Annotated in this window: 15 protein-coding genes and 1 riboswitch; of the genes, 6 read left to right on the top strand and 9 right to left on the bottom strand. The window is 71.9% G+C overall.

Going from position 1 to position 18,725, the window contains the following annotated elements; all coding sequences use genetic code 11:
- Window positions 1-31: 31 nt before the first annotated feature.
- Entirely contained in the window at window positions 32-529 is a 498-nt protein-coding gene (locus ABZS61_RS19915) for an NUDIX domain-containing protein (RefSeq protein WP_356422557.1), read from the top strand.
- On the opposite strand, the gene abc-f is transcribed toward ABZS61_RS19915, so the two are convergent.
- The 3 genes from abc-f to ABZS61_RS19930 form a co-directional block, all read right to left on the bottom strand.
- Complete coding sequence (gene abc-f, locus ABZS61_RS19920; RefSeq protein WP_356422560.1) at window positions 493-2,199, bottom strand: ribosomal protection-like ABC-F family protein; 1,707 nt, start codon at window positions 2,197-2,199, stop codon at window positions 493-495. The genes ABZS61_RS19915 and abc-f overlap by 37 nt on opposite strands.
- 474 nt (window positions 2,200-2,673) lie before the next feature.
- Complete coding sequence (locus ABZS61_RS19925; RefSeq protein ID WP_356422563.1) at window positions 2,674-3,888, bottom strand: PP2C family protein-serine/threonine phosphatase; 1,215 nt, start codon at window positions 3,886-3,888, stop codon at window positions 2,674-2,676.
- Between the two features lie 27 nt (window positions 3,889-3,915).
- A complete protein-coding gene (locus ABZS61_RS19930) occupies window positions 3,916-4,692 on the bottom strand; it encodes a GNAT family N-acetyltransferase (RefSeq protein ID WP_356422566.1) in 777 nt (258 codons plus the stop codon).
- Between the two features lie 639 nt (window positions 4,693-5,331).
- On the opposite strand from ABZS61_RS19930, the gene ABZS61_RS19935 reads away from it, so the two are divergent.
- The 4 genes from ABZS61_RS19935 (at window position 5,332) to ABZS61_RS19950 (ending at window position 10,362) form a co-directional block, all read left to right on the top strand.
- Window positions 5,332-6,204: an RNA polymerase sigma factor SigF gene (locus ABZS61_RS19935; RefSeq protein ID WP_356422569.1), complete on the top strand. Its 873-nt coding sequence runs from the start codon at window positions 5,332-5,334 to the stop codon at window positions 6,202-6,204.
- A gap of 323 nt (window positions 6,205-6,527) precedes the next feature.
- Window positions 6,528-7,889: a bifunctional o-acetylhomoserine/o-acetylserine sulfhydrylase gene (locus ABZS61_RS19940; protein ID WP_356422572.1), complete on the top strand. Its 1,362-nt coding sequence runs from the start codon at window positions 6,528-6,530 to the stop codon at window positions 7,887-7,889.
- Window positions 7,886-9,043, top strand: coding sequence for a homoserine O-acetyltransferase (locus ABZS61_RS19945; protein WP_356423098.1), 1,158 nt, complete (start codon window positions 7,886-7,888; stop codon window positions 9,041-9,043). The genes ABZS61_RS19940 and ABZS61_RS19945 overlap by 4 nt, the downstream gene beginning before the upstream one ends.
- 53 nt (window positions 9,044-9,096) lie before the next feature.
- Window positions 9,097-10,362, top strand: a complete 1,266-nt coding sequence (locus ABZS61_RS19950) for a sulfite oxidase (RefSeq protein WP_356422575.1) — start codon at window positions 9,097-9,099, stop codon at window positions 10,360-10,362.
- Between the two features lie 13 nt (window positions 10,363-10,375).
- On the opposite strand, the gene ABZS61_RS19955 is transcribed toward ABZS61_RS19950, so the two are convergent.
- Window positions 10,376-11,272 (bottom strand): NAD(P)-dependent oxidoreductase, encoded by an 897-nt coding sequence (locus ABZS61_RS19955; RefSeq protein WP_356422578.1) that lies wholly within the window; start codon window positions 11,270-11,272, stop codon window positions 10,376-10,378.
- 54 nt (window positions 11,273-11,326) lie between these two features.
- The gene (locus ABZS61_RS19960) at window positions 11,327-11,953 is read right to left on the bottom strand and encodes an adenosylcobinamide amidohydrolase (protein ID WP_356423101.1); all 627 of its coding nucleotides are present in this window, start codon (window positions 11,951-11,953) and stop codon (window positions 11,327-11,329) included.
- A 336-nt stretch (window positions 11,954-12,289) separates the two neighbouring features.
- Between ABZS61_RS19960 and ABZS61_RS19965 the strand changes: the two genes are divergently transcribed.
- Window positions 12,290-13,276, top strand: coding sequence for a PRC and DUF2382 domain-containing protein (locus ABZS61_RS19965; protein ID WP_356422581.1), 987 nt, complete (start codon window positions 12,290-12,292; stop codon window positions 13,274-13,276).
- 83 nt (window positions 13,277-13,359) lie between these two features.
- Here ABZS61_RS19965 and ABZS61_RS19970 read toward each other — a convergent pair whose 3' ends face one another.
- The 4 genes from ABZS61_RS19970 to ABZS61_RS19985 all read right to left on the bottom strand — a co-directional run bounded on the left by ABZS61_RS19970 (window position 13,360) and on the right by ABZS61_RS19985 (window position 18,707).
- The gene (locus ABZS61_RS19970; RefSeq protein WP_356422584.1) at window positions 13,360-14,169 is read right to left on the bottom strand and encodes an ABC transporter ATP-binding protein; all 810 of its coding nucleotides are present in this window, start codon (window positions 14,167-14,169) and stop codon (window positions 13,360-13,362) included.
- Complete coding sequence (locus tag ABZS61_RS19975) at window positions 14,166-15,194, bottom strand: iron chelate uptake ABC transporter family permease subunit (RefSeq protein ID WP_356422587.1); 1,029 nt, start codon at window positions 15,192-15,194, stop codon at window positions 14,166-14,168. Before ABZS61_RS19975 ends, ABZS61_RS19970 begins: the two co-directional genes overlap by 4 nt.
- Window positions 15,195-15,250: 56 nt before the next feature.
- Window positions 15,251-16,288: an ABC transporter substrate-binding protein gene (locus ABZS61_RS19980; RefSeq protein ID WP_356422590.1), complete on the bottom strand. Its 1,038-nt coding sequence runs from the start codon at window positions 16,286-16,288 to the stop codon at window positions 15,251-15,253.
- 57 nt (window positions 16,289-16,345) lie between these two features.
- Window positions 16,346-16,531: riboswitch (cobalamin riboswitch) on the bottom strand.
- Between the two features lie 283 nt (window positions 16,532-16,814).
- Complete coding sequence (locus ABZS61_RS19985; RefSeq protein WP_356422593.1) at window positions 16,815-18,707, bottom strand: acyl-CoA dehydrogenase; 1,893 nt, start codon at window positions 18,705-18,707, stop codon at window positions 16,815-16,817.
- Between the last annotated feature and the right edge of the window lie 18 nt (window positions 18,708-18,725).

The raw sequence follows: 18,725 nt of genomic DNA on the forward strand, positions 1-18,725 counted from the left end.
TTCCGCAACACCGCCCGGCAGACTTGGCGACATGCCGACATCAAGGCGCAGTGCGGGCGTTCTGCTCTACCGGGTCACCGGGGGCGGGCGGGACGTCGACGTGCTGATCGGGCACATGGGCGGCCCGTTCTGGGCGGGCCGCGAGGCGGCTTCCTGGTCGATCCCCAAGGGTGAGTACGAGCCCGGGGAGGAGCCGGCGGCAGCCGCCCGGCGGGAGTTCGAGGAAGAGCTGGGCCTGCCGGTACCGGACGGCACGTGGGTGTCGCTGGGCGAGGCACGTCAGTCGAGCGGCAAGACCGTGACCGTCTGGGCCGTGGAGGCCGAACTGGACCCGGCGCAGGCAGTTCCGGGAACGTTCACCATGGAGTGGCCGAGAGGGTCCGGTGTGCAGCGGGAGTTCCCGGAGATGGACCGGTTCGCCTGGTGCACACCGGACGAGGCCGCGGATCGCCTGGTGGCGGGCCAGCGCGTCTTCGTCGACCGGCTGTGCGGTTACGTCCGGGACGGGCGGGCGCCCACGGAGCCGTAAGCCTCGAAGGCTCGGCTCCCGGCGCCCGTCACCGGGCGGCCGGCCCGGAGTTCGAGGCGGTCGCCCGTGAAGCGGCTGCGGAAGGAGCGGTCGTGCGAGACGACGACGACGGCGCCCAGGTACTGGGCGAGTGCCGCCTCGAGCTCCTCGACCAGGCTCAGCGCGATGTGGTTCGTCGGCTCGTCCAGAACCAGCAGATCGGCGGGCCTGGTCACCAGGCGCGCCAGGGCCAGCCTGCGCTGCTGCCCGATGGAGAGCGCGGCGACGGGGACGGTCAGGTCTTCGGGACGGAAGAGGCCCAGCGCCAGCAGGTCCTCGGCGTACTCATCGGCGAACCCAGGCCGGCCCGCGGCGAACGTGGCGAGCAGCGAGCGGCGCGTCGGCCTGACGGGGAGTTCCTGCGGGAGGTAGCCGATCCGTGCGCTGCGCCGGACCGTGCCGGCGTCAGGCGCGAGGTCTCCGGCCAGAACGCGCAGCAGGGTGGACTTGCCGGCACCGTTGGGTCCGGTGATCAGGAGCCTCTGCCCGGGGCCGATGCGCAGAGCCGGCAGGTCCAAACGGTCGCCGACGACAACGGAATCGAGCTCGGCCAGCGGCTCGGGGCCCTCGTTGCCCCCTGCCTCCCGATCACCTGATGTCGCGAGTTCGGCCGTGAAGCTCAGCGGGCGGGGAGGCGCGGGCACGGGCGTGCGGCGCAGTCCCTCCAGACGGGTCCTGGCCGCCCTGACCTGCCCGGACAGCTTGGTTTCGTGCGATCTGCGGTGCTTGCCGAAGCCCTGACCGGGGTCCTTGCCGGTGGCCGCGAGGCGCTGACCGGCCGCGCTCACCAGCTCCTCGGTACGGGCCAGCTCGGCCAGCCACTCCTGGTGCTCCTGCGCCCATCGCCGACGGGCGGCTGCCTTGGCTGTGCGGTAGCCGTCCCAGCCGTCTCCGTACCGGGAGACGCCGCGCAGGTCCCGGTCGACCTCCAGGATCACGCTGGTGGTCCGCTCCAGGAACGCCCGGTCGTGGGTGACGGCCACCACGGTGCCGCGGTGGGCGCGGAGGTGGTCCTCCAGCCAGGCGATGGCGGCGATGTCGAGATGGTTGGTGGGTTCGTCGAGCAGGAGGAGTTCCGGAGCCGCGGCGAGTACGCAGGCCAGGGCCAGTCTGGACTGCTCCCCGCCGGACAGGGTGCCCAGCCCGCGGTCCCGGCCGAGGTGGCCCAGACCGAGGCCGTGCAGCGCCGCGTCGGCCCGGGCGTCGGCCTGGTACCCGCCGCGTTCCTCGTACGCCGTCAGCAGGTCACCGTACGCACCGAGGTCCGCGTCGGTGGGGTCCCCGTCGGACATCGCCGCTTCGGCCTCGCCGATCAGGCGCTCCAGGGTGCGCAGCTCGGCGAGGGCCGCGTCGATCGCGTCCTGGACGGTGCTGCCGGGGTCGAGCGTGAGGGTCTGGGCGAGGTAGCCGGTGCCGCCGGGGAAGGTGACGGTGATGTCGCCGCTCTCCGGGGCCTCGACCCCGGCCATCAGACGGATAAGGGTCGACTTCCCGGAACCGTTCTCGCCGATGACGCCGACCTTCTCGCCGGGGCGGACGGTGAGGGACACCTGGTCGAGGACGGACCGGTCTCCGTATGCCTTGGAGACGTCTTTCATGGACAGCTGGGCGCGGTGGCGCTGGGGAGTCATGGGTGCTTTCCCTGAGGTGACAGGCCCTCGGCAGCGCATGGTGGCACGCGCTGCGGGTCAGGGTCGTCGGACGGCGGGAGGGACTGCGCACGGCTGCGTGGACCGGTGGGTCACGCGGCGACGCTCAGCGTCGCGCGGCGGCGTCCTGGCCGGGAATCAGAGAAAGAAGTAGTACGAACCCATGCGGCCCAGTGTAACCACGCACCCACGGATACCGCCGACGGTTTTCGGGCGGGGCGGCGGCCCGGAGCTGTGTGCTCCTTCAGAGGCGCAGGGGTTCATGATCAGAACAGACCGACGGGAGTCGGGGCACGTCTCAGGGACCGAGCAGGTACGCATGAGCGTGTACCGTCCTCCGCCCCTCGCTGGTTGCGCGTCAGAACTGGGGTCAGCAAGGGCCCTGCGGCCATGTATGCGTCAAGACTGCCGCGGCTTCTACTTCGCGGGACCGCTCTTCCGGGCCGCCGGCACGGGTCAGTGGTCGCTCAACGCTCCCGTGGCGCGCTGCGCGTCGTCACTGTCCGGCATCTGCCGCAGCCTGCCCCCGTCCTGCGGCCTGCTCAGGACGAGCGCCGCCACGTCGTCGCGGCGTACCCCTCCGGAGAACTTCTCCAGGTCGGCCTGGAGCGCGTCCAGCACCTGGCGGGGGTCACGCCCCGCCCACTCGGCGAGCCGTTCGTCCAGCGGGTAGAAGGACCCTCCGGGGTCGCGGGCCTCGGTCACCCCGTCGGTGAACACCAGGAGCGCCGCGCCACGAGGAAAGGCGACCCATTCGGCGGCGCGCGCCTCCGTGCTGAGTGCCGCCAGCCCGAGGGGTACGGACGTCCGGTGCAGGGCGACCTTGGACACCGAGCCGCCGTGCAGCAATCGCGGCGGAAGGTGTCCGCAGTTCACGGCTCGCACCCGGTCGCCGCCGTCGAATCCGAGCAGCAGGGCGGTGACGAATCGCTCGGTGTCACCGGTCTCGGCGGAGAACTGGTTGTGCCGGGACACCGCGGCTTCCAGGGCGTCCGCCACCCCGGTGAGCTCGGTCTCCCGGATGGCCGCTTCACGGAAGGCGCCGAGCGCGGCGAAGCCCGATCCGATCGCGGGCAGTCCCTTGCCCTGGACGTCCCCGATGATGACCCGCGTCCCATGGGGCGACTGCACGACTTCGTAGATGTCGCCGCCGACGAAACGGTCCTCCTCGATCGGCTCGTAGATCCCGTGCGCCCGGACCTGCTCGGTGACGATGGGCAACGGCCGGAGAATCTGTCTCTGGAGTGCCACGGCCGCCGAACGCAGCCGGGCGATCTCCTTGGCGTGCCGGATGCGGGCGGCGCAGGCGACGACTCCCAGGGCGCTGGCCACGACGGTGAACCCGATGACGAAGGTGACGTCCCAGAACGCCCCGGCGGACCCGATGAGGGACGCGGCCACCACGACCGTGACCCACAGCGCCACACAGATGGTCTGGCGGACCGTACAGAAGACCGAGGCCAGCGCGGGAAGGACCACCAGGAGCGGAATGATGGGCAGCTCCTCGCCGGTGAGGACGTCGAGGAGGACGACCAGGACGGTCAGCAGCACCAGCCCGACGGCGAGCGCCCAGTTCCTGACGCGGGAGGCACCGGCCGCTGCCTCACCCGGATCCGTACCGGGCAGTGGCGTCCGTCGCGCCGCTGCCGGCAGCCGGAGCCCCATGACCATGAAAGGCCTCTCGCTGATATGTCGGTGTCATCCCACTTGTTCCAAGCTACCTTTCCCCCGGGCCGGGGTCCTGGCATCGGTGCGCCGCTCCGGTTCCGCCGGAACCAGCGCCGAGAGGAACGAGGTGCGGCGGCGCAGCCGGAATCCGAGCGATTCGTAGAGCCGGATGGCGTTGATGTTCGACGCGGCCGCATGCAGGAAGGGCGTCTCCCCGCGTTCCTCGATGCCGTGGGCGACGGCCCGGACGAGCCGCGTCGCGAGCCCCTCCCCGCGTACGGATTCGTCGGTGCACACACCACTGATCTCGGTCCAGCCGGGCGGGTGAAGCCGCTCGCCGGCCATCGCGACGAGCACCCCTGAGCGGCGGATGCCCAGATAGGTGCCGAGCTCGACCGTGCGGGGCAGGAACGGGCCGGGCCGGGTGCGCGCGACGAGTTCCAGCATCTCCGGCACGTCGGCGGGGCCCAGGAGCACCGCCTCCGGGTCCGGAGCGCTGTCCACTCCGTCGTCCACCAGCTGCACCCCCTCGGCCTGGAAGACGATCTCCCAGTCGTCCGGCGGCGGCTCACGGTAGGCGGTGAGGGTGACGGACGCACCCGGCCCGGCGAGCGCGGCGACATCGGCCCAGTCCTGGGATCCGGGCCGGTCCGGCAGGGCGAGCCACGGGGTGACGTCGGGCGGGTAACGCAGGATGCGGCCTCGGTGCTCCGCGAAGTGGGCATGCGGTCCGGTCAGGGAGGCGCGGGCCGGATTGTCCAGCGCGTGCGGCGCGTCCAGGGGCGTCGGGTCACCGGGAGAGCTCATGCCGCCTCCCCGCTCTCGGCGGTGCCGATCCTTCCGGGTACCGCTGCCCGGATCCGTCCGGCGGCACCGACGGCGGGCGTCGGACGTCGGCTTCCCGTTCCGGGTCCGTCATGGCGATCGCGTACGCAGGCCTTGGGCATGAGCTCCTCGCTCCGGTTGATCTCAGCAGCTGACGACAGCATCGGAAAGCCCATTCGTCATGCACCTATTCCCGGGACGCCCGACTGTTCACGAGCGTGTAATCAAGGCACCGGGTCGCAAGCCGCCACGGCCGGTGGCGGGCGGGCGCGGCGGCCGGTGGCAGGCGGGCCACGGCCGCCGGTGAAAGAGGGTCGGCCGGATCGCGTACGGCTAAGGGGATCGTGCCCCCAACGTGCCCTTGGCTGTGGCACTCTGGAGACGGCCGCCCCACCGGGCTCCCCCGTACCGGTGGGGCGGTTCTGCGCGTGCTCGCTCCCGGCGGGCCCCGTGAGGCGGCTCCGGGAACGGCGGCTGCGGACGACTCCTGGGGCGATAGCGACGATTACCGGCCAATAGCGGGCGCGTACGCGGCTCAAATCCGCCTTTCGCGCATGCGGGCAGAGCCTCCGGGAAGGCGACCAGACCTCATGGCATTCGACCTGAGGAGCGTGACGGCACATGACGGAGCACACCGCGCCGACCGCCGACGTGACGCGAGCAGGAGCGGCGGACGAGCTGCCGTGGATCGAGGACGCGGGAAAGATCGCGCCCAAGGACGCACGCACCCTGTCGAAGCTCTTCTTCGATCGGTTGCAGGTGCTCGAGGAGGGCACGCCCGAGTACCAGTACGCGCGGAACACGCTCATCGAGATGAACCTGTCCCTCGTCCGCTTCGCCGCGGGCCGCTTCCGCAACCGGGGCAGCGGCGACATGGAGGACATCGTCCAGGTGGGCACCGTGGGCCTGATCAAGGCCATCGACCGCTTCGACCTCTCCCGCGAGGTGGAGTTCACCTCGTTCGCCGTGCCGTACATCGTCGGTGAGATCAAACGGTTCTTCCGCGACACCAGCTGGTCCGTGCATGTGCCACGGCGCCTCCAGGAACTGCGGGTCGAGATCGCCAAGGCGAAGGAGACCCTGTCGGCCGGCCTGGACAGGGACCCCACCGTGCACGAACTCGCCGAGCATCTCGGTCTCGACGACGCGGAGATCACCGAAGGCATCGTCGCCGCCAACGGCTACACGGCGGGATCGCTCGACATGCCGACCGACACGGCGGACTCCGCGGGGCACATGACGAGCGGCCGCACCTACGCGGATGTGCTGGGCAGGATCGACCCCGCCATGGAGACGGTGGAGAATCTTCATACGCTCGCGCCCCTGCTGGGTGAACTCGACGCGCGGGAGCGCCGCATCATCGACATGCGGTTCGGCCAGGAACTGACGCAGGCCCAGATCGGTGACTGTCTGGGGATTTCCCAGATGCATGTCTCCCGGCTGCTGAGCCGCATTCTGGACAAGCTCCGCACCGGTATGTTCACGCAGGACTGACGGCCGGCCCGGGTCCCCGACAGGCATCCGTCGGGGACCCGCGCAGCCACTCCACCGCCTCCGGTGCGGCGCCCGTCTCCCGCGCGGCGCCCGCCGCACTGCGCCGGTCCGCTGCCCTCCGCGCGACCTGCGCGGAGGGCAGCCGACCGGTTCCGGAAACACAACTGCCCTCTGTTGCTGCGGTATTGCAGGTTCGTGGCCATCCCGACGGCACGCTTCCACACCCTCGCGCGGCCCTCTACGGTCCGTAATCAGCCCGTCGCCGCCGCGCCGCCATCCGTGCTCGCGCGCATCCGCCACTGAACCACCGTGCGAGGAATGACATGAGCCAGCCCGTCGACTCCGTCGCCGCAGGACACACCCCCGAGGACCACGACCGGCAGGACGCCGGGGCCGCCTGGTCCTTCGAGACCAAGCAGATCCACTCCGGTGCCGTCCCGGATCCCACGACCGGTGCCCGTGCGGTGCCGATCTACCAGTCGACGTCGTTCGTCTTCCGTGACACGCAGCATGCGGCCGACCTCTTCTCGCTGGCCGAGCCCGGCAACATCTACACCCGGATCCACAACCCCACGCAGGACGTCCTGGAGCAGCGGATCGCCGCACTGGAGGGCGGAGTCGCCGCCGTGGCGCTCGCCTCCGGACAGGCCGCCGAGACGCTCGCGCTCCTGACACTGGCCGGCGCCGGCGACCACATCGTCTCCTCGGCCTCGCTCTACGGCGGTACGTACAACCTGTTCCGGCACACGCTCCCCCGGTTCGGCATCGAGGTGTCGTTCGTCGAGGACCCCGACGACATCGAGGCGTGGCGGTCGGCGATCCGGCCCAACACCAAGGCCCTGTTCGCGGAGACGCTCGGCAATCCGCGCGGCGACGTCCTGGACATCCGGGGCGTGGCGGACGCGGCCCACGGGGCGGGGATCCCGCTCGTCGTCGACAACACCGTGCCCACCCCTTACCTCCTGCGGCCGCTCGAGCACGGCGCGGACGTCGTCATCCACTCCGCGACCAAGTTCCTCGGCGGGCACGGCACCACCATCGGCGGTGTCGTCGTGGACGGTGGCACGTTCGACTTCGGTGCACACGCGGAGCGCTTTCCGGACTTCCACACCCCCGACCCGAGCTACCACGGCCTGCGGTACTGGCCGGACCTGGGGCACAGCGCCTTCGCCGTGAAGCTGCGGGTCCAGCTGCTGCGCGACCTGGGGCCCGCGCTGTCTCCGCACTCCGCGTTCCTGCTGCTCCAGGGGGTGGAGACGCTGAGCCTGCGCCTGGAGCGGCACACCTCCAACGCGCTGACGCTCGCCCGGTGGCTGGAGGGCCGCGACGAGGTGTCGGCCGTGCACTACGCGGGGCTGGAGTCGAGTCCCTGGTACGGGGCGGGGCAACGCTACCTGCCGCGCGGTGCGGGAGCCGTGCTCGCCTTCGAACTGCGGGACGGGGTGGAGGCGGGCAAGCGGTTCGTGGACGCGGTCGAGCTGTTCAGCCACCTTGCCAACATCGGTGACGTACGGAGCCTGATCATCCACCCCGCGTCCACGACGCACAGCCAGCTGACCGAGGAGCAGCTCGCCGCCACGGGCGCCACCGCCGGGCTCGTGCGGCTCTCGGTGGGTCTGGAGAACGTGGACGACCTCAAGGCCGATCTGGAGGCTGGATTCCGCGCCGCGAAGGCGGCGTCCTGAACCGGGTCGCCACGTCCCCCGCACTCCCTCTCCCGCCCGCCGCCGGAGGCTGGCGGGAGGGGGATCCGCCCGGCCGCCGCTCCTGGGTGGCGCTGGACGGTCCGCTCAGGCTCGAATCGGGGTCGGCGCTGCCGGGCGTACGGCTCGCGTACGAGACCTGGGGAAGGCTCGCACCGGACGGCGCCAACGCGGTGCTGGTCCTGCACGCGCTGACCGGTGACAGCCACGCGGCGGGCCCTCGCGAGCCGGGGCATCCGACCGTGGGCTGGTGGGACGCGCTGATCGGACCGGGCCGTCCGTTCGACACCGATCGCTGGTTCGTCATCGCCCCGAACGTGCTGGGCGGCTGTCAGGGCAGCACCGGTCCGTCCTCCCTGCGCCCCGACGGCACCCGTTGGGGAACGGACTTCCCGTATCTGACGGTCCGTGACCAGGTGGCGGCCGAGGCCGCGCTGGCCGACGCCCTGGGCATCAGTCGTTGGGCCGCGGTCGTCGGCGGTTCGGTGGGGGGCATGCGTGCCCTCGAATGGGCGGTGAGCCGGCCGGACCGTACGGGATCGCTTCTGGTACTCGCCACCCCGGCCGCGGCGTCGGCGGAACAGATCGCCTGGGGCAGCGTGCAGATCTCCGCGATCCGCGCCGACCCGGGCTGGCGGGGCGGCCGGTACCACGACGCCCCGCCCGGCTCGGGTCCGCACCATGGGCTCGGCCAGGCGCGGCGGATCGCCCATGTCACCTATCGCAGCGAGGCGGAGCTGGCGGCGCGGTTCGGCCGGGAGGCGCAGTCCGGTGAGCTCCCCTCGCAGGGCGGGCGCTACCAGGTGGAGTCCTACCTCGACCACCATGCCGCCAAGCTGGTACGCCGCTTCGACGCCGGCAGCTACGTGACGCTCACCGAGGCGATGAACGGCCACGATGTGGGCCGGGGCCGCGGCGGTGTCGCGCAGGCGCTGCGCCGTGCGGGCATGCCCGCACTGGTCGCGGGGGTCGACTCGGACCGGCTCTATCCGCCCTCGCAGCAGGCGGAACTGGCGGCGCTGCTGCCCGGTGCGGACCGACTCCGTGTCATCGAATCACCGTACGGGCACGACGGTTTCCTCATCGAGAGCGGCCAGGTGGGCGTCCTCGTGAAGGAGTTGCTGCCCGCTTCGTGACCGCGTCCTGCCTCAGCCCATTGCCCATTCCCTGTCCCTTCCCTGGAGCGCCCATGAGTTCCGTAGAGCCGTCCGAAGCCGCGTACGACCGGATGAGACTGCGCCAGTGGTCCCGCGGCGGCGCCCGATCGGCGGGGATCGACCGCCGCGATCTTCTGAAGTTGGTCGTGGCTGCGTCGGCTGCCGTCCCGCTGGTTCCGGCCGTCGCCTCGCCGGCCCACGCGGCGGGAACGCCGGCGCTTGCGGGGGTGGTGAAGCCGCTGCCGCCGGAGTTGTTCACGGTGCGCGGCACCAACGCGGAGACGAACTTTGCCGCGCTGCGCGGCACCGGGCTGCTCACCCCCGTCGACCGCTTCTTCGTCCGCAACCACACCGCGACGCCCCGCATCGAGGCGGCGGACTGGAAGCTGACGGTCTGGGGCAGCGGACTGAAGGGCGGGCCGGTGGACTTCTCGTACGCCGCGTTGCGGGCCCTGCCGTCCGTCACCCGTACCGCGTTCGTCGAGTGCGCGGGCAACGGTCGTAGCTTCTTTACTTCACAACAGAACCAGCCGGTCAGCGGCACTGCCTGGACCCTCGGCGCGATCGGCACCGCGCGCTGGCGCGGGGTGCGGCTCGCCGATGTGCTGCGGCTGGCCGGAATCGGCAGGGACGCGGTCGACGTCCTGCCGCGCGGACTGGACGCGGAGGTCGTCAGCGACGGAACGAACCTGGGCCGGGTGCGCAGGCCCCTGCCCGTGTCGAAGGCTCTGGACGACGTCCTCCTCGCCTACGAGATGAACGGCGAGCCGCTGCCGCCCGACCACGGCCATCCGGTCCGGCTGATCGTCCCGTCCTGGGTCGGCATCGCGAACATCAAATGGGTCGGGGACATCGAGGTGAGCGCGGAGCCGCTGCTGACTCCGTGGAACACCGGCCTGTACCGGCTGTTCGGCCCGGGACACCCACCCGAGGGCAGCGATCCGCTGACCCGGCAGACACTCAAGAGCGCCTTCGAGCTGGCGCCCGGTGCCACCTTCGACGCCCACCGCAGGCACCTGCTCACGGGCCGGTCCTGGTCGGGCGGCGCACCGGTGCGTCTCGTCGAGGTCAGCACCGACGGCGGCACCCGCTGGCGGCCGGCCCGGCTGCGCGACGAGCCCAGGAGCGGCAGCTGGGTCCGCTGGACGGCCGACTGGGTTCCGAAGGAGACCGGCCCCGCCGTGCTGCTCGCCCGGGCGACGGACCGGTCGGGCCGCACCCAGCCGGCGACGGCTGCCCACAACACGCAGGGCTACCTCTTCGACGCGGTGGTGCGGCACCCGGTGACGGTCGTCTGACGCCGTCCCGCTGCTATTCGGCGCGGCCCGCGTAGTACGTGGCGATCATGTCCTTCGCGCCGTGTCCGGCCGCCTCCGCTCGGGTGAACCGCTCGGCGGAGGCGGCGACCAGATCCAGCGTCACCCCGGACGCCTCGGCCGCGTCGAGGATCAGCCGGGTGTCCTTGAGCGCGGTGGAGAGCGCGAAGCTCGGGGTGAGGTCGCCGGACAGCACCGCAGCGGACTTGCCCTGCAGGTACGGGGTGTCGAGCGGGCCGCCCTTCACCGCGTCCAGGAACAGCCGCGGGTCGACCCCGATCCCCTCGGCGAGGTTGAGGCATTCCGCCACGCTGTTGACCAAGTTGATCACCCAGGTGTTGGCGACCAGCTTGAGCCGGGTGGCCGCTCCCGGGTCCTCCCCGACCCATACAGTGCGCTGCCCGATCGCTTCCAGGACCGGCATCGCCGTGGCGCGGGCGGCGGTGGGGCCGGAGACGAACACCGTGAGGGTGCCCTGTTCGGCGGGCTGCCGGGTGCCGGAGACCGGGGCGTCCAGGTAGACGAGTCCGAGGTCGGCTGCCCGGTGGACGAGGTCGGTGGTGGCGTCGAGGCCGACGGTGGAACTCTGCAGCCAGACCTGGCCGGGGCGGAGTCCGGGGGCCGCGGCTGTGAGGGTCCGGGCCACGGACGGGCCGTCGTTCAGCGCGGTGAGGACGACATCGGCGCCGCGCACCGCTTCCTCCGCGGTGTCCGTCACGGTGGCGCCGTTCGCGGCCAGGGGCGCCGCCCTGGCCTGCGTACGGTTCCAGACCCGGACGGGGAGTCCGGCCCTGAGCATGCTGCGCGCCATCCCGGATCCCATGATCCCGGTGCCGAGGACCGCGACGGTCGGCCTGTCGGTCGCTGAGCCCGTGGGGGCGGCGGCGGTCATGGGGAGATTCCCTTCGTCGGTGCGCCCCGCACGGCTGCGACGGCGCGATGGGACTCAAGCCTGCCGCAGCGCGCCGTCGAGTACGGCGCGGTGTACGGCCCGGGCGAGTCGCGATCCCCAGCGTGAGCGCGGGCCGGCGAAGGGTTCCCCGGCCTGTGCCCCAGGGTCGGGAGCGGCGATGCACACGGCGTCCGTGGGGGTGCCCGAGCAGTCGAGTCCGGCGTCCACGAGCGCTTGGACCTTGGCCTCGGTGGCCGTTGCCACGGCGTTGACCAGGGCGGCGTCGGAGAGGGCCACGGGGACGGTGACGACGATGTTGACCGTGCCCGGCGGCAGCGGGCCGTCGGCGCCTGCGGCCGGGTCTGCGGCCCATCCCCGGACCCCGAGACCGCTGGTGACGGTCGCCGTGACGCCCCCGTCGGCCGCGACGGTGTACGCGGTGACGTCCGCGGCCGTCATCAGACCGGCCCCGGTGCCGCCGAGCTCCTCGGCGCAGGCGATCTCGGCGAGGTGCCGGTCCGGGTCCAGCCGCGGGTATCCGCCCGGTACCTGGGCATTGAGAATCCAGGCCCGCGGCCCGATGCCGCCGCCCAGGACCGCACTGCTGCACACCCGCCAGCCGGGGCCCAGCCGCCAGACCAGGTGGTGGAGACGGAGGCCTTCCTCCTGCCTGGCCAGCAGTTCCCCGCGCTGTCCGGGGATGCGTGTACGTACGGAGTCGATGGCGCACCCCCGGGGAAAGGCCGCCCGACGGTCGGCGACGGCGCGTCGATCATACGTGCGGGGCAGCGCGCATCCCCGGTGCACCCATGAGGGTGCTCACCCGAATGGAGTAACGGGTGAAAGGGGCCGGTACAGGCATTGCGCGGGGCCACCGCCCACCCCGGGTCCTCCGGGCCGCCCGCTGCCCGGGCCGGGAGGTTGCAGCGTCCAACCGGGTGAGGCGCGATGGAAGCCGGACGCGTCTTCTCTGCTGGACCCACCCACAGGGCGTGCCCGGGCGAGGAGGAATCGGCCATGGGAGCCGCTGACGGTTTCACGGATTCCGGAGAACTCGACGGTCTGACCGTCTACGACAGTGACGGCGAGAAGGTCGGCAGTGTAGGGCGGGTGTACGTCGACGACGACACCGGCAAGCCCGACTGGATCACGGTCAAGACCGGCATGTTCGGCATGAAGGAGAGCTTCGTACCGCTCGCCGGAGCCCGCCGCGTGGGCTCCGACCTGCACGTCTCGCACACGAAGGACCGCGTCAAGGAAGCCCCCAGGGTGGACGCCGACGCGCATCTCTCCGTGGCCGAGGAAGAAGAGCTCTACCGGCACTACAGCATGACCAGGAAGACCACCGCCGGTGCGGGCGGCGACGCGCGCACCACGTCCGGCACCGGAACGGCAGCCATGGGCGCCGCCGGAGCTGCCGGAGCCGCGGGAGCGGCCCGCCCCGGGACGACCGGCAAGGCGACAACGGTCGGCACCACGGGCGCAGCCACCTCGGGCGCCGGCATGGGCAGGCACCGGGACACGGAGACGTCCTCCACCTCTCGGCCGCTCGCCGGAGCCGGAGCCGAACGGTCCGCCGCGGGCGCCGGGGGCAGGGAGGAAATGGTCCGTTCCGAGGAACAGCTCCTCGTCGGTACGGAGGAGTACGAGAGCGGAAAGGCGCATCTGCACAAGTACGTCGTGACCGAGAACGTCTCCCGGACCGTACCCGTGTCCCACGAGGAAGTACGCGTGGTGCGCGAACCCATGCGGCCGGGCGAGAAGTCGACCGGTACGACGAGCATCGGCGAAGAGGACGTCGAAGTCACCCTGCACGCCGAACGCGCCACCGTCCGCAAGGAGGCCGTCCCGGTGGAGCGCGTCCGCCTCGAAACCAACAAGGTCACCGAACAGAAGGAAGTCTCCGCCGAACTCCGCAAGGAGAAGATCGACTACGCGGACGGCAAGGACATGGGCAGCGGCAAGGACACGGGCGGCGAGTTCGGCCAGGGACGCCGCCGCTGACCCCCTCACTCAGCGGCGACAGGCCGCGCGACAAGCACCGAGGGGCGGACCCGGACGACGCGGGCCCGCCCCTTCGCCGTCGGTCACCCGGAAACCCGGCCGCCCGCGGCGGCCCCCGGCAGGAAGCGCACCGAAGGCCTGCCGTCCGGCCCTTCCGGCGTCACCACCGCCCGTACCCGGTAGACGTCTGCGATGAGTTCCCCGGTGATCACCTCCGCGGGCGTTCCGCAGGCCACCACCCGTCCTTCCTTCAGCACGGTGACGCGGTCGCAGAACATCGCGGCCAGGTTGAGGTCGTGCAGCGCCACGACAGCGGTGACGGGCAGCGCGGAGACGAGGGCCAGCAACTCCAGCTGGTGCTGGATGTCCAGATGGTTCGTCGGCTCGTCCAGGAGGAGCTCACGAGGCCGCTGGGCGAGTGCACGGGCGATCTGGACGCGCTGGCGCTCACCGCCGGACAGGGTGTGCCAGGACTGCCCGGTGCGGTCGGCCAGGCCTGTGCGCTCCAGCGCCTCGCGCACGGCGTCCGCGTCCTCGCGGTCGGGCGCAGCCCAGGCACGGCGGTGCGGGATACGGCCGAGGCGCACGACGTCCAGGACGCTCAACTCGACCTGGGTGGTGGCGTGCTGGCCGACCACGGCGACGCGTCGGGCGACGGTGCGGCGGCCGGTCTCCGCGAGGGTGCGGCCGTCGAGGGTCACCGCGCCCGCGCCCGGGCCGAGGATGCCGGCCATGATGCGGAGCAGCGTGGACTTGCCGGATCCGTTCGGTCCCAGGAGTCCGAGAGTGGCGCCGGGCGGCGGCGCGATGTCCACACCGTCGAGGACGATCCGCCCGCCCGCCTCCCGCGTCACGCGCTCGGCCCGCAGGCCCGCGCTCGCGGCGGCGGTCATGTGGCCCTCCGTGTGCGGTACAGGACCAGTACGAAGGCGGGCACACCGATGAGGGCGGTGACCACTCCGACCGGCACCTCCTGCGGGTCGAGGACGGTGCGGGCCAGCGTGTCGACCCAGACCAGGAACACCGCCCCGGCGAGTGCGGTGACCGGCAGAAGTCGCCGGTGCCCCGAACCGGTCAGGGCGCGGGCCGCGTGCGGCAGGACGAGGCCGACGAAGCCGATGGCGCCCGCCGAGCTGACGAGCGCCGCGGTCAGCAGCGCCGTGGTGCACAGCAGCACGATCCGGGTGCGGGCGACATGGACGCCGAGGGTGGCCGCCGCGTCCTGGCCGAACGCGAAGGCGTCGAGCGTACGGGCGTGCCCGAGGCAGATCAGCAGTGTCACGGCGAGTACCGCCGCGCACATCCACACATCGGTCCAGCCGACCCCGCTCAAGGAGCCGAGCAGCCAGAACAGCACACCGCGGGTCTGCTCGGCGTCGGCGGCGGTCATCACGACGAAGGAGGTGAGCGCGGAGAAGAGCTGCATCGCCGCCACACCGGAGAGGACGACCCGGTCGGTCGTCCCGCCGAGGGTGTGGCTGAGCAGCAGGACGAGGGCGAACGAGCAGAGGGCCCCGATGAAGGCACCGGTCGAGATCGACACCGCTCCCCCGCCCGCCCCGAGGATGACGACCACGACCGCTCCGGTGGACGCCCCGGAGGAGACACCGAGCACGAACGGGTCGGCGAGCGGGTTGCGCAGGAGTGACTGCATCACGGTGCCGCACACCGCGAGTCCGGCCCCGCACACCGCGGCGAGCAGGGTGCGGGGCATGCGCAGGTTCCAGATGATGCCGTCCCGGATCGGGGTGAGCCGCGAGTCCCCGAGGCCGAGGTGGGCCGCCACCGCGGACCAGACGTCCGGGACCGAGATCCGGGCGGGTCCGATGGTGACGGCGACCGCGACGGACAGGAGCAGCAACGCCGTCCCGCAGCTCCACAGGAGGCCGTCGCGCAGGACGCCGGCAGGGCGGGACACCGGTGCCTTCTGTGCGCGTGCGCCGGCGGCCTGACAGGTGTCCTGACGGGTGTCGGTCACCCCGCGAGCCCGAAGCCGCGCAGCCCCTCTGCGACGAGCTCCACGCCTTCGACGGTGCGGATGGAGGGGTTCATGGCCTGGCCGCTGAGGAGGACGTAGCGTTTGTGCCGGACGGCGTCCATGTTCCTCGTGGCGGGATTGGACTCCAGGAACTGGATCTTCTTCTCGGCGCTCTCGGCGGTCTGCGACATGCGGGTCAGGTCACCGATGACCAGGACATCGGGGTTGCGGTCGGCGACGGTCTCCCAGTTGATCTGGGGCCACTCCTCCTGCGTGTCGTCGAAGACGTTCTTCGCGCCGAGCTCCTCGGTGATGATGCCGGGCGCCCCGCAGCACCCCGCGAGGTAGGGCGACTCGGCGTTGGCGAACCAGTAGAGCAGGGTGGCGTCCGATGCCTCGATGCCTGCGGTCGCCTCGGTGATACGTGCCCGGAGGCGGGCGACGAGTTCGTCACCGCGTTCCTGGACGCCGAACACCTTGGCCAGATCGTGTACTTCGGTGTAGACGCTCTCCATGGTCAGCGGCTTCGTACGGGAACCGTCCCCGCCCTTGCTGTTGTCCTTGGCCGTGCAGTCGGCCGGCGAGACGTAGGTGGGGACGCCGAGGTCCTCGAACTGTTCGCGGGGCGCGACACCGCCCTTGCCGAGCGTCGATTCGAACGAGGCGCTGATGAAGTCGGGTTCCTTGTCGAGGACCTTCTCCGAGGAGGGCCGGTTCTCGGCGATGCGGGGGACGCTCGCACTGGCCTTCTCCAGCCCCTTCATCACCGGGTCGGTCCAGGTGGAGGTGCCCGCCAGCCGGTCGGCGAGGCCGAGCGAGAGCAGGATCTCGGTCGACCCCTGGTCCAGGGAGACCGCGTGGTGCGGGGCGGACCCGACGGTGACGGTGCGTCCGCAGTTCTTCAGCGTCACCGGGTAGCCGGCGCTGCCTTCCTGCGTCGCTTCGGTGGATGCTCCGCCACCGCAGGCGGTCAGCAGGACAAGTCCCGCTGTGAGCAGAGCGGTTCGGCGTACGGTACTGGCTATGGGCGGCACAGGGTCCCTCTGCGTCCTGGGGCTCAAGCGCGGAGCCCGGTACGAAGCACCGCTCCCGGTTCGGGAACGGGTGCCAGCAGGTTTTCGGACTCGGGTTCATCCGGACGGGACGCCTTCCCGGACCCCCGAGGGTGTCCAGTGGCCGTGGCCCCGCCCGTCCCCCTCACCGCTGCGCGTCAGCTCCGGATTCACACCGGATTCCCTGACTCCACGTGGAGTGTGACTGGCTTCTGCAAGCTATCACGCAGCTGAACGGCGGCCCCAGGCGCCGTGGCCGGCACGGCGGGTGGGGCGGTGTCCCCCCGCACCGGCCCCTCCCTCGCCAGGACCTGCGTTCTCGGGTCAGGACCTGCGGCGAACCGATTCTCCGGCTCTCACCTGCGGCGTCCGCGCCGACGGGCGAGCAGGGATGCCGTGCCCCAGTACGCGAGCAGCACGGCCCGCAGCCCGAGGATCTCTGCGGCCTCGCGCACACGCCGGGCGCCCACCGCCCCGGGTCGTGTCCGGACGGCAGCCCGTCGGCCGCTCACGGCGCGGCGGGCGGCGACGGCTCGGCGGACCCCCGGTGCCAGGGGCCCTTCGGGTCGTCGTACGCGTGGGTGTAGTCCGGTCCTGCGATCGGCCAGTCGGCGAGCAGTTCTTCCGGCAGCGCGAAGGACTCGACCAGTTCGGGTGCATGTGCGGCAACGGCTGTGATCAGTTCCTCGGTGGCCTCGGGCAGTTCGTCGACCTGCTGGGCGGTCAGGTGACCTGCCGCCAGCAGGTCCCCGCTGTTGCGTGCCACCCACTGGAGGGCGAACAGCCGCTCCAGGTCGGCCAGCCGCTCCCGGGCGGCGCCCTCGGGAAGCGTGGCCAGCGCCTCGGCGTACCCCTCGGCCGCCTGCCGGTACGCGTGGGCCTCGACCCCCCGCAGCGCGGCTCCGGAGGCCGCGTTCCACCGCGCGAGCGCGTCACCGTGCGGTGCCCGGAGCGCGCGTTTCCTGGCCCGGGTGAACCAGATGTCCTCCACCGCGTCGAGGAGCCTGCCGAGGAAGCGGGGGTCGGCCAGCTCACCGGGGGTCCGGTCGGGCTGGGTCTTGCCGGCTCCGCCCGCCGCGTCCTGCGAGGGGCCCCCTGGGGCGGGTTCGGCGGCGAAGAGCATGTCGGCCGCCGCCTTGGCGTGGACGGCGAGGTTGTCGCCCTCCGCCGTGATGGCGCCCTCGATCCCGGTGACCAGCTCCGTCATGCCGTTGTTCTCCAACAACGCCTGTGCGCCGCAGCGTTCACGGCACTCGACGATGACCGAGCGGGCCTGCCAGGTGATCCACCCCTTGGCGACGGCCACCAGACGCTCCGCCTCCGCTCCGTTCTCGTCGGTGCGGCGCTCCCACCGGTCGAGCGCCCTGCGGTGCAGAAGACTCATGGCGAAGACCGTGGCGATGGCCGAGGCGAGCGGCCCGTGGTGGGTCCGGTGGGCGTTCACCGGAATCTGCCCGGCGCCCCGGGCGCCGGAGACCATGCGACGGCCGCCGTAGCGGACGGCTACCGCAAGCGTGGCGCGTGCGGAGCCGGCAGCGCAGGCGCTCATGGAGATCCGCCCCGGGGTCACACGGCCGATGGATGTCTGGAAGCGCCGCCGTCGGTCGGCGGGGGTGATGCCGGCTTCGCCGTCCCCGCCGAGTCCCCTTCCTCCCCCCAACACGGCGTCCCGCCCGACGAACAGCCCGTCGAACGAGGTCAGGCAGTGGTCGACAGGGCTGCCCATCCGGGCCGGCAACCGCCGGACCCGTACTCCTGGAAGAGCTTGTACGTCGTCGGTGAGCGGCACCAGGAAGAGGTGGACGCCGTGGTCCGTGCCGTCGGCGAGAAGGCGCGCGGCGACGAGACCGGTCTTCGGCCCGCCCGCCGGGCTGGTGTTGGGCATGAACTTCTGCGCCCCCGCGTTCGGGGTGTGCAGGACGAACCCGTCCCGCTCGCGGTCGTACGTCGCGGTGGTCTCCAGGGAGGCGGCATCGTTGCCGTGCGCCACCTCGGTACAGAGGAAGGTGCCGATGCGCCGCATCCCCAGGAAGTCGGACAGATCGCGGTCCGTGCCGGCGTCGTGGTCGAGGAGACTGCCGAGGAAGAGGCTGTAGTGGATGCCCGCCACGGTGGTGAGCGCGGGGTCCACCGGCCCGAGCCATTCGTGCAGGGCGGCCAGGGCGCGCGGGTCGGCGGCGAGGCGGGCTCCGCTGTCGAGGGAGCGGTTGAGGATGCGCAGCCGGTCGTAGGCGAGGGAGAGACGCTCTTCGGGGGTACCGCCCGCGGGGCGGCGGAACGGTTGTGTACTGATCAGCCGCCGCCAGAAGCCGTGCTCCCGGCGGAAGTCCGCGCCGAGGAGGACGCCGGTCAGCAGCTCGGCCGTGGACGGTCGGACGGTGTCGGTAAGGGTCACGGTCATGAAGGTCTAAACGACCGG

Origin of the sequence: Streptomyces sp. NPDC005566 (genome assembly GCF_040605575.1) — a bacterium.
In the GTDB taxonomy this organism is placed as follows: domain Bacteria; phylum Actinomycetota; class Actinomycetes; order Streptomycetales; family Streptomycetaceae; genus Streptomyces.

Coding starts and splice junctions, on each gene's coding strand:
- ABZS61_RS19915 (WP_356422557.1), top strand. CDS start 32: ATGCCGACATCAAGGCGCAGTGCGGGCGTTCTGCTCTACCGGGTCACC.
- abc-f (WP_356422560.1), bottom strand. CDS start 2,199: ATGACTCCCCAGCGCCACCGCGCCCAGCTGTCCATGAAAGACGTCTCC.
- ABZS61_RS19925 (WP_356422563.1), bottom strand. CDS start 3,888: ATGGTCATGGGGCTCCGGCTGCCGGCAGCGGCGCGACGGACGCCACTG.
- ABZS61_RS19930 (WP_356422566.1), bottom strand. CDS start 4,692: ATGAGCTCTCCCGGTGACCCGACGCCCCTGGACGCGCCGCACGCGCTG.
- ABZS61_RS19935 (WP_356422569.1), top strand. CDS start 5,332: ATGACGGAGCACACCGCGCCGACCGCCGACGTGACGCGAGCAGGAGCG.
- ABZS61_RS19940 (WP_356422572.1), top strand. CDS start 6,528: ATGAGCCAGCCCGTCGACTCCGTCGCCGCAGGACACACCCCCGAGGAC.
- ABZS61_RS19950 (WP_356422575.1), top strand. CDS start 9,097: ATGAGTTCCGTAGAGCCGTCCGAAGCCGCGTACGACCGGATGAGACTG.
- ABZS61_RS19955 (WP_356422578.1), bottom strand. CDS start 11,272: ATGACCGCCGCCGCCCCCACGGGCTCAGCGACCGACAGGCCGACCGTC.
- ABZS61_RS19965 (WP_356422581.1), top strand. CDS start 12,290: ATGGGAGCCGCTGACGGTTTCACGGATTCCGGAGAACTCGACGGTCTG.
- ABZS61_RS19970 (WP_356422584.1), bottom strand. CDS start 14,169: ATGACCGCCGCCGCGAGCGCGGGCCTGCGGGCCGAGCGCGTGACGCGG.
- ABZS61_RS19985 (WP_356422593.1), bottom strand. CDS start 18,707: ATGACCGTGACCCTTACCGACACCGTCCGACCGTCCACGGCCGAGCTG.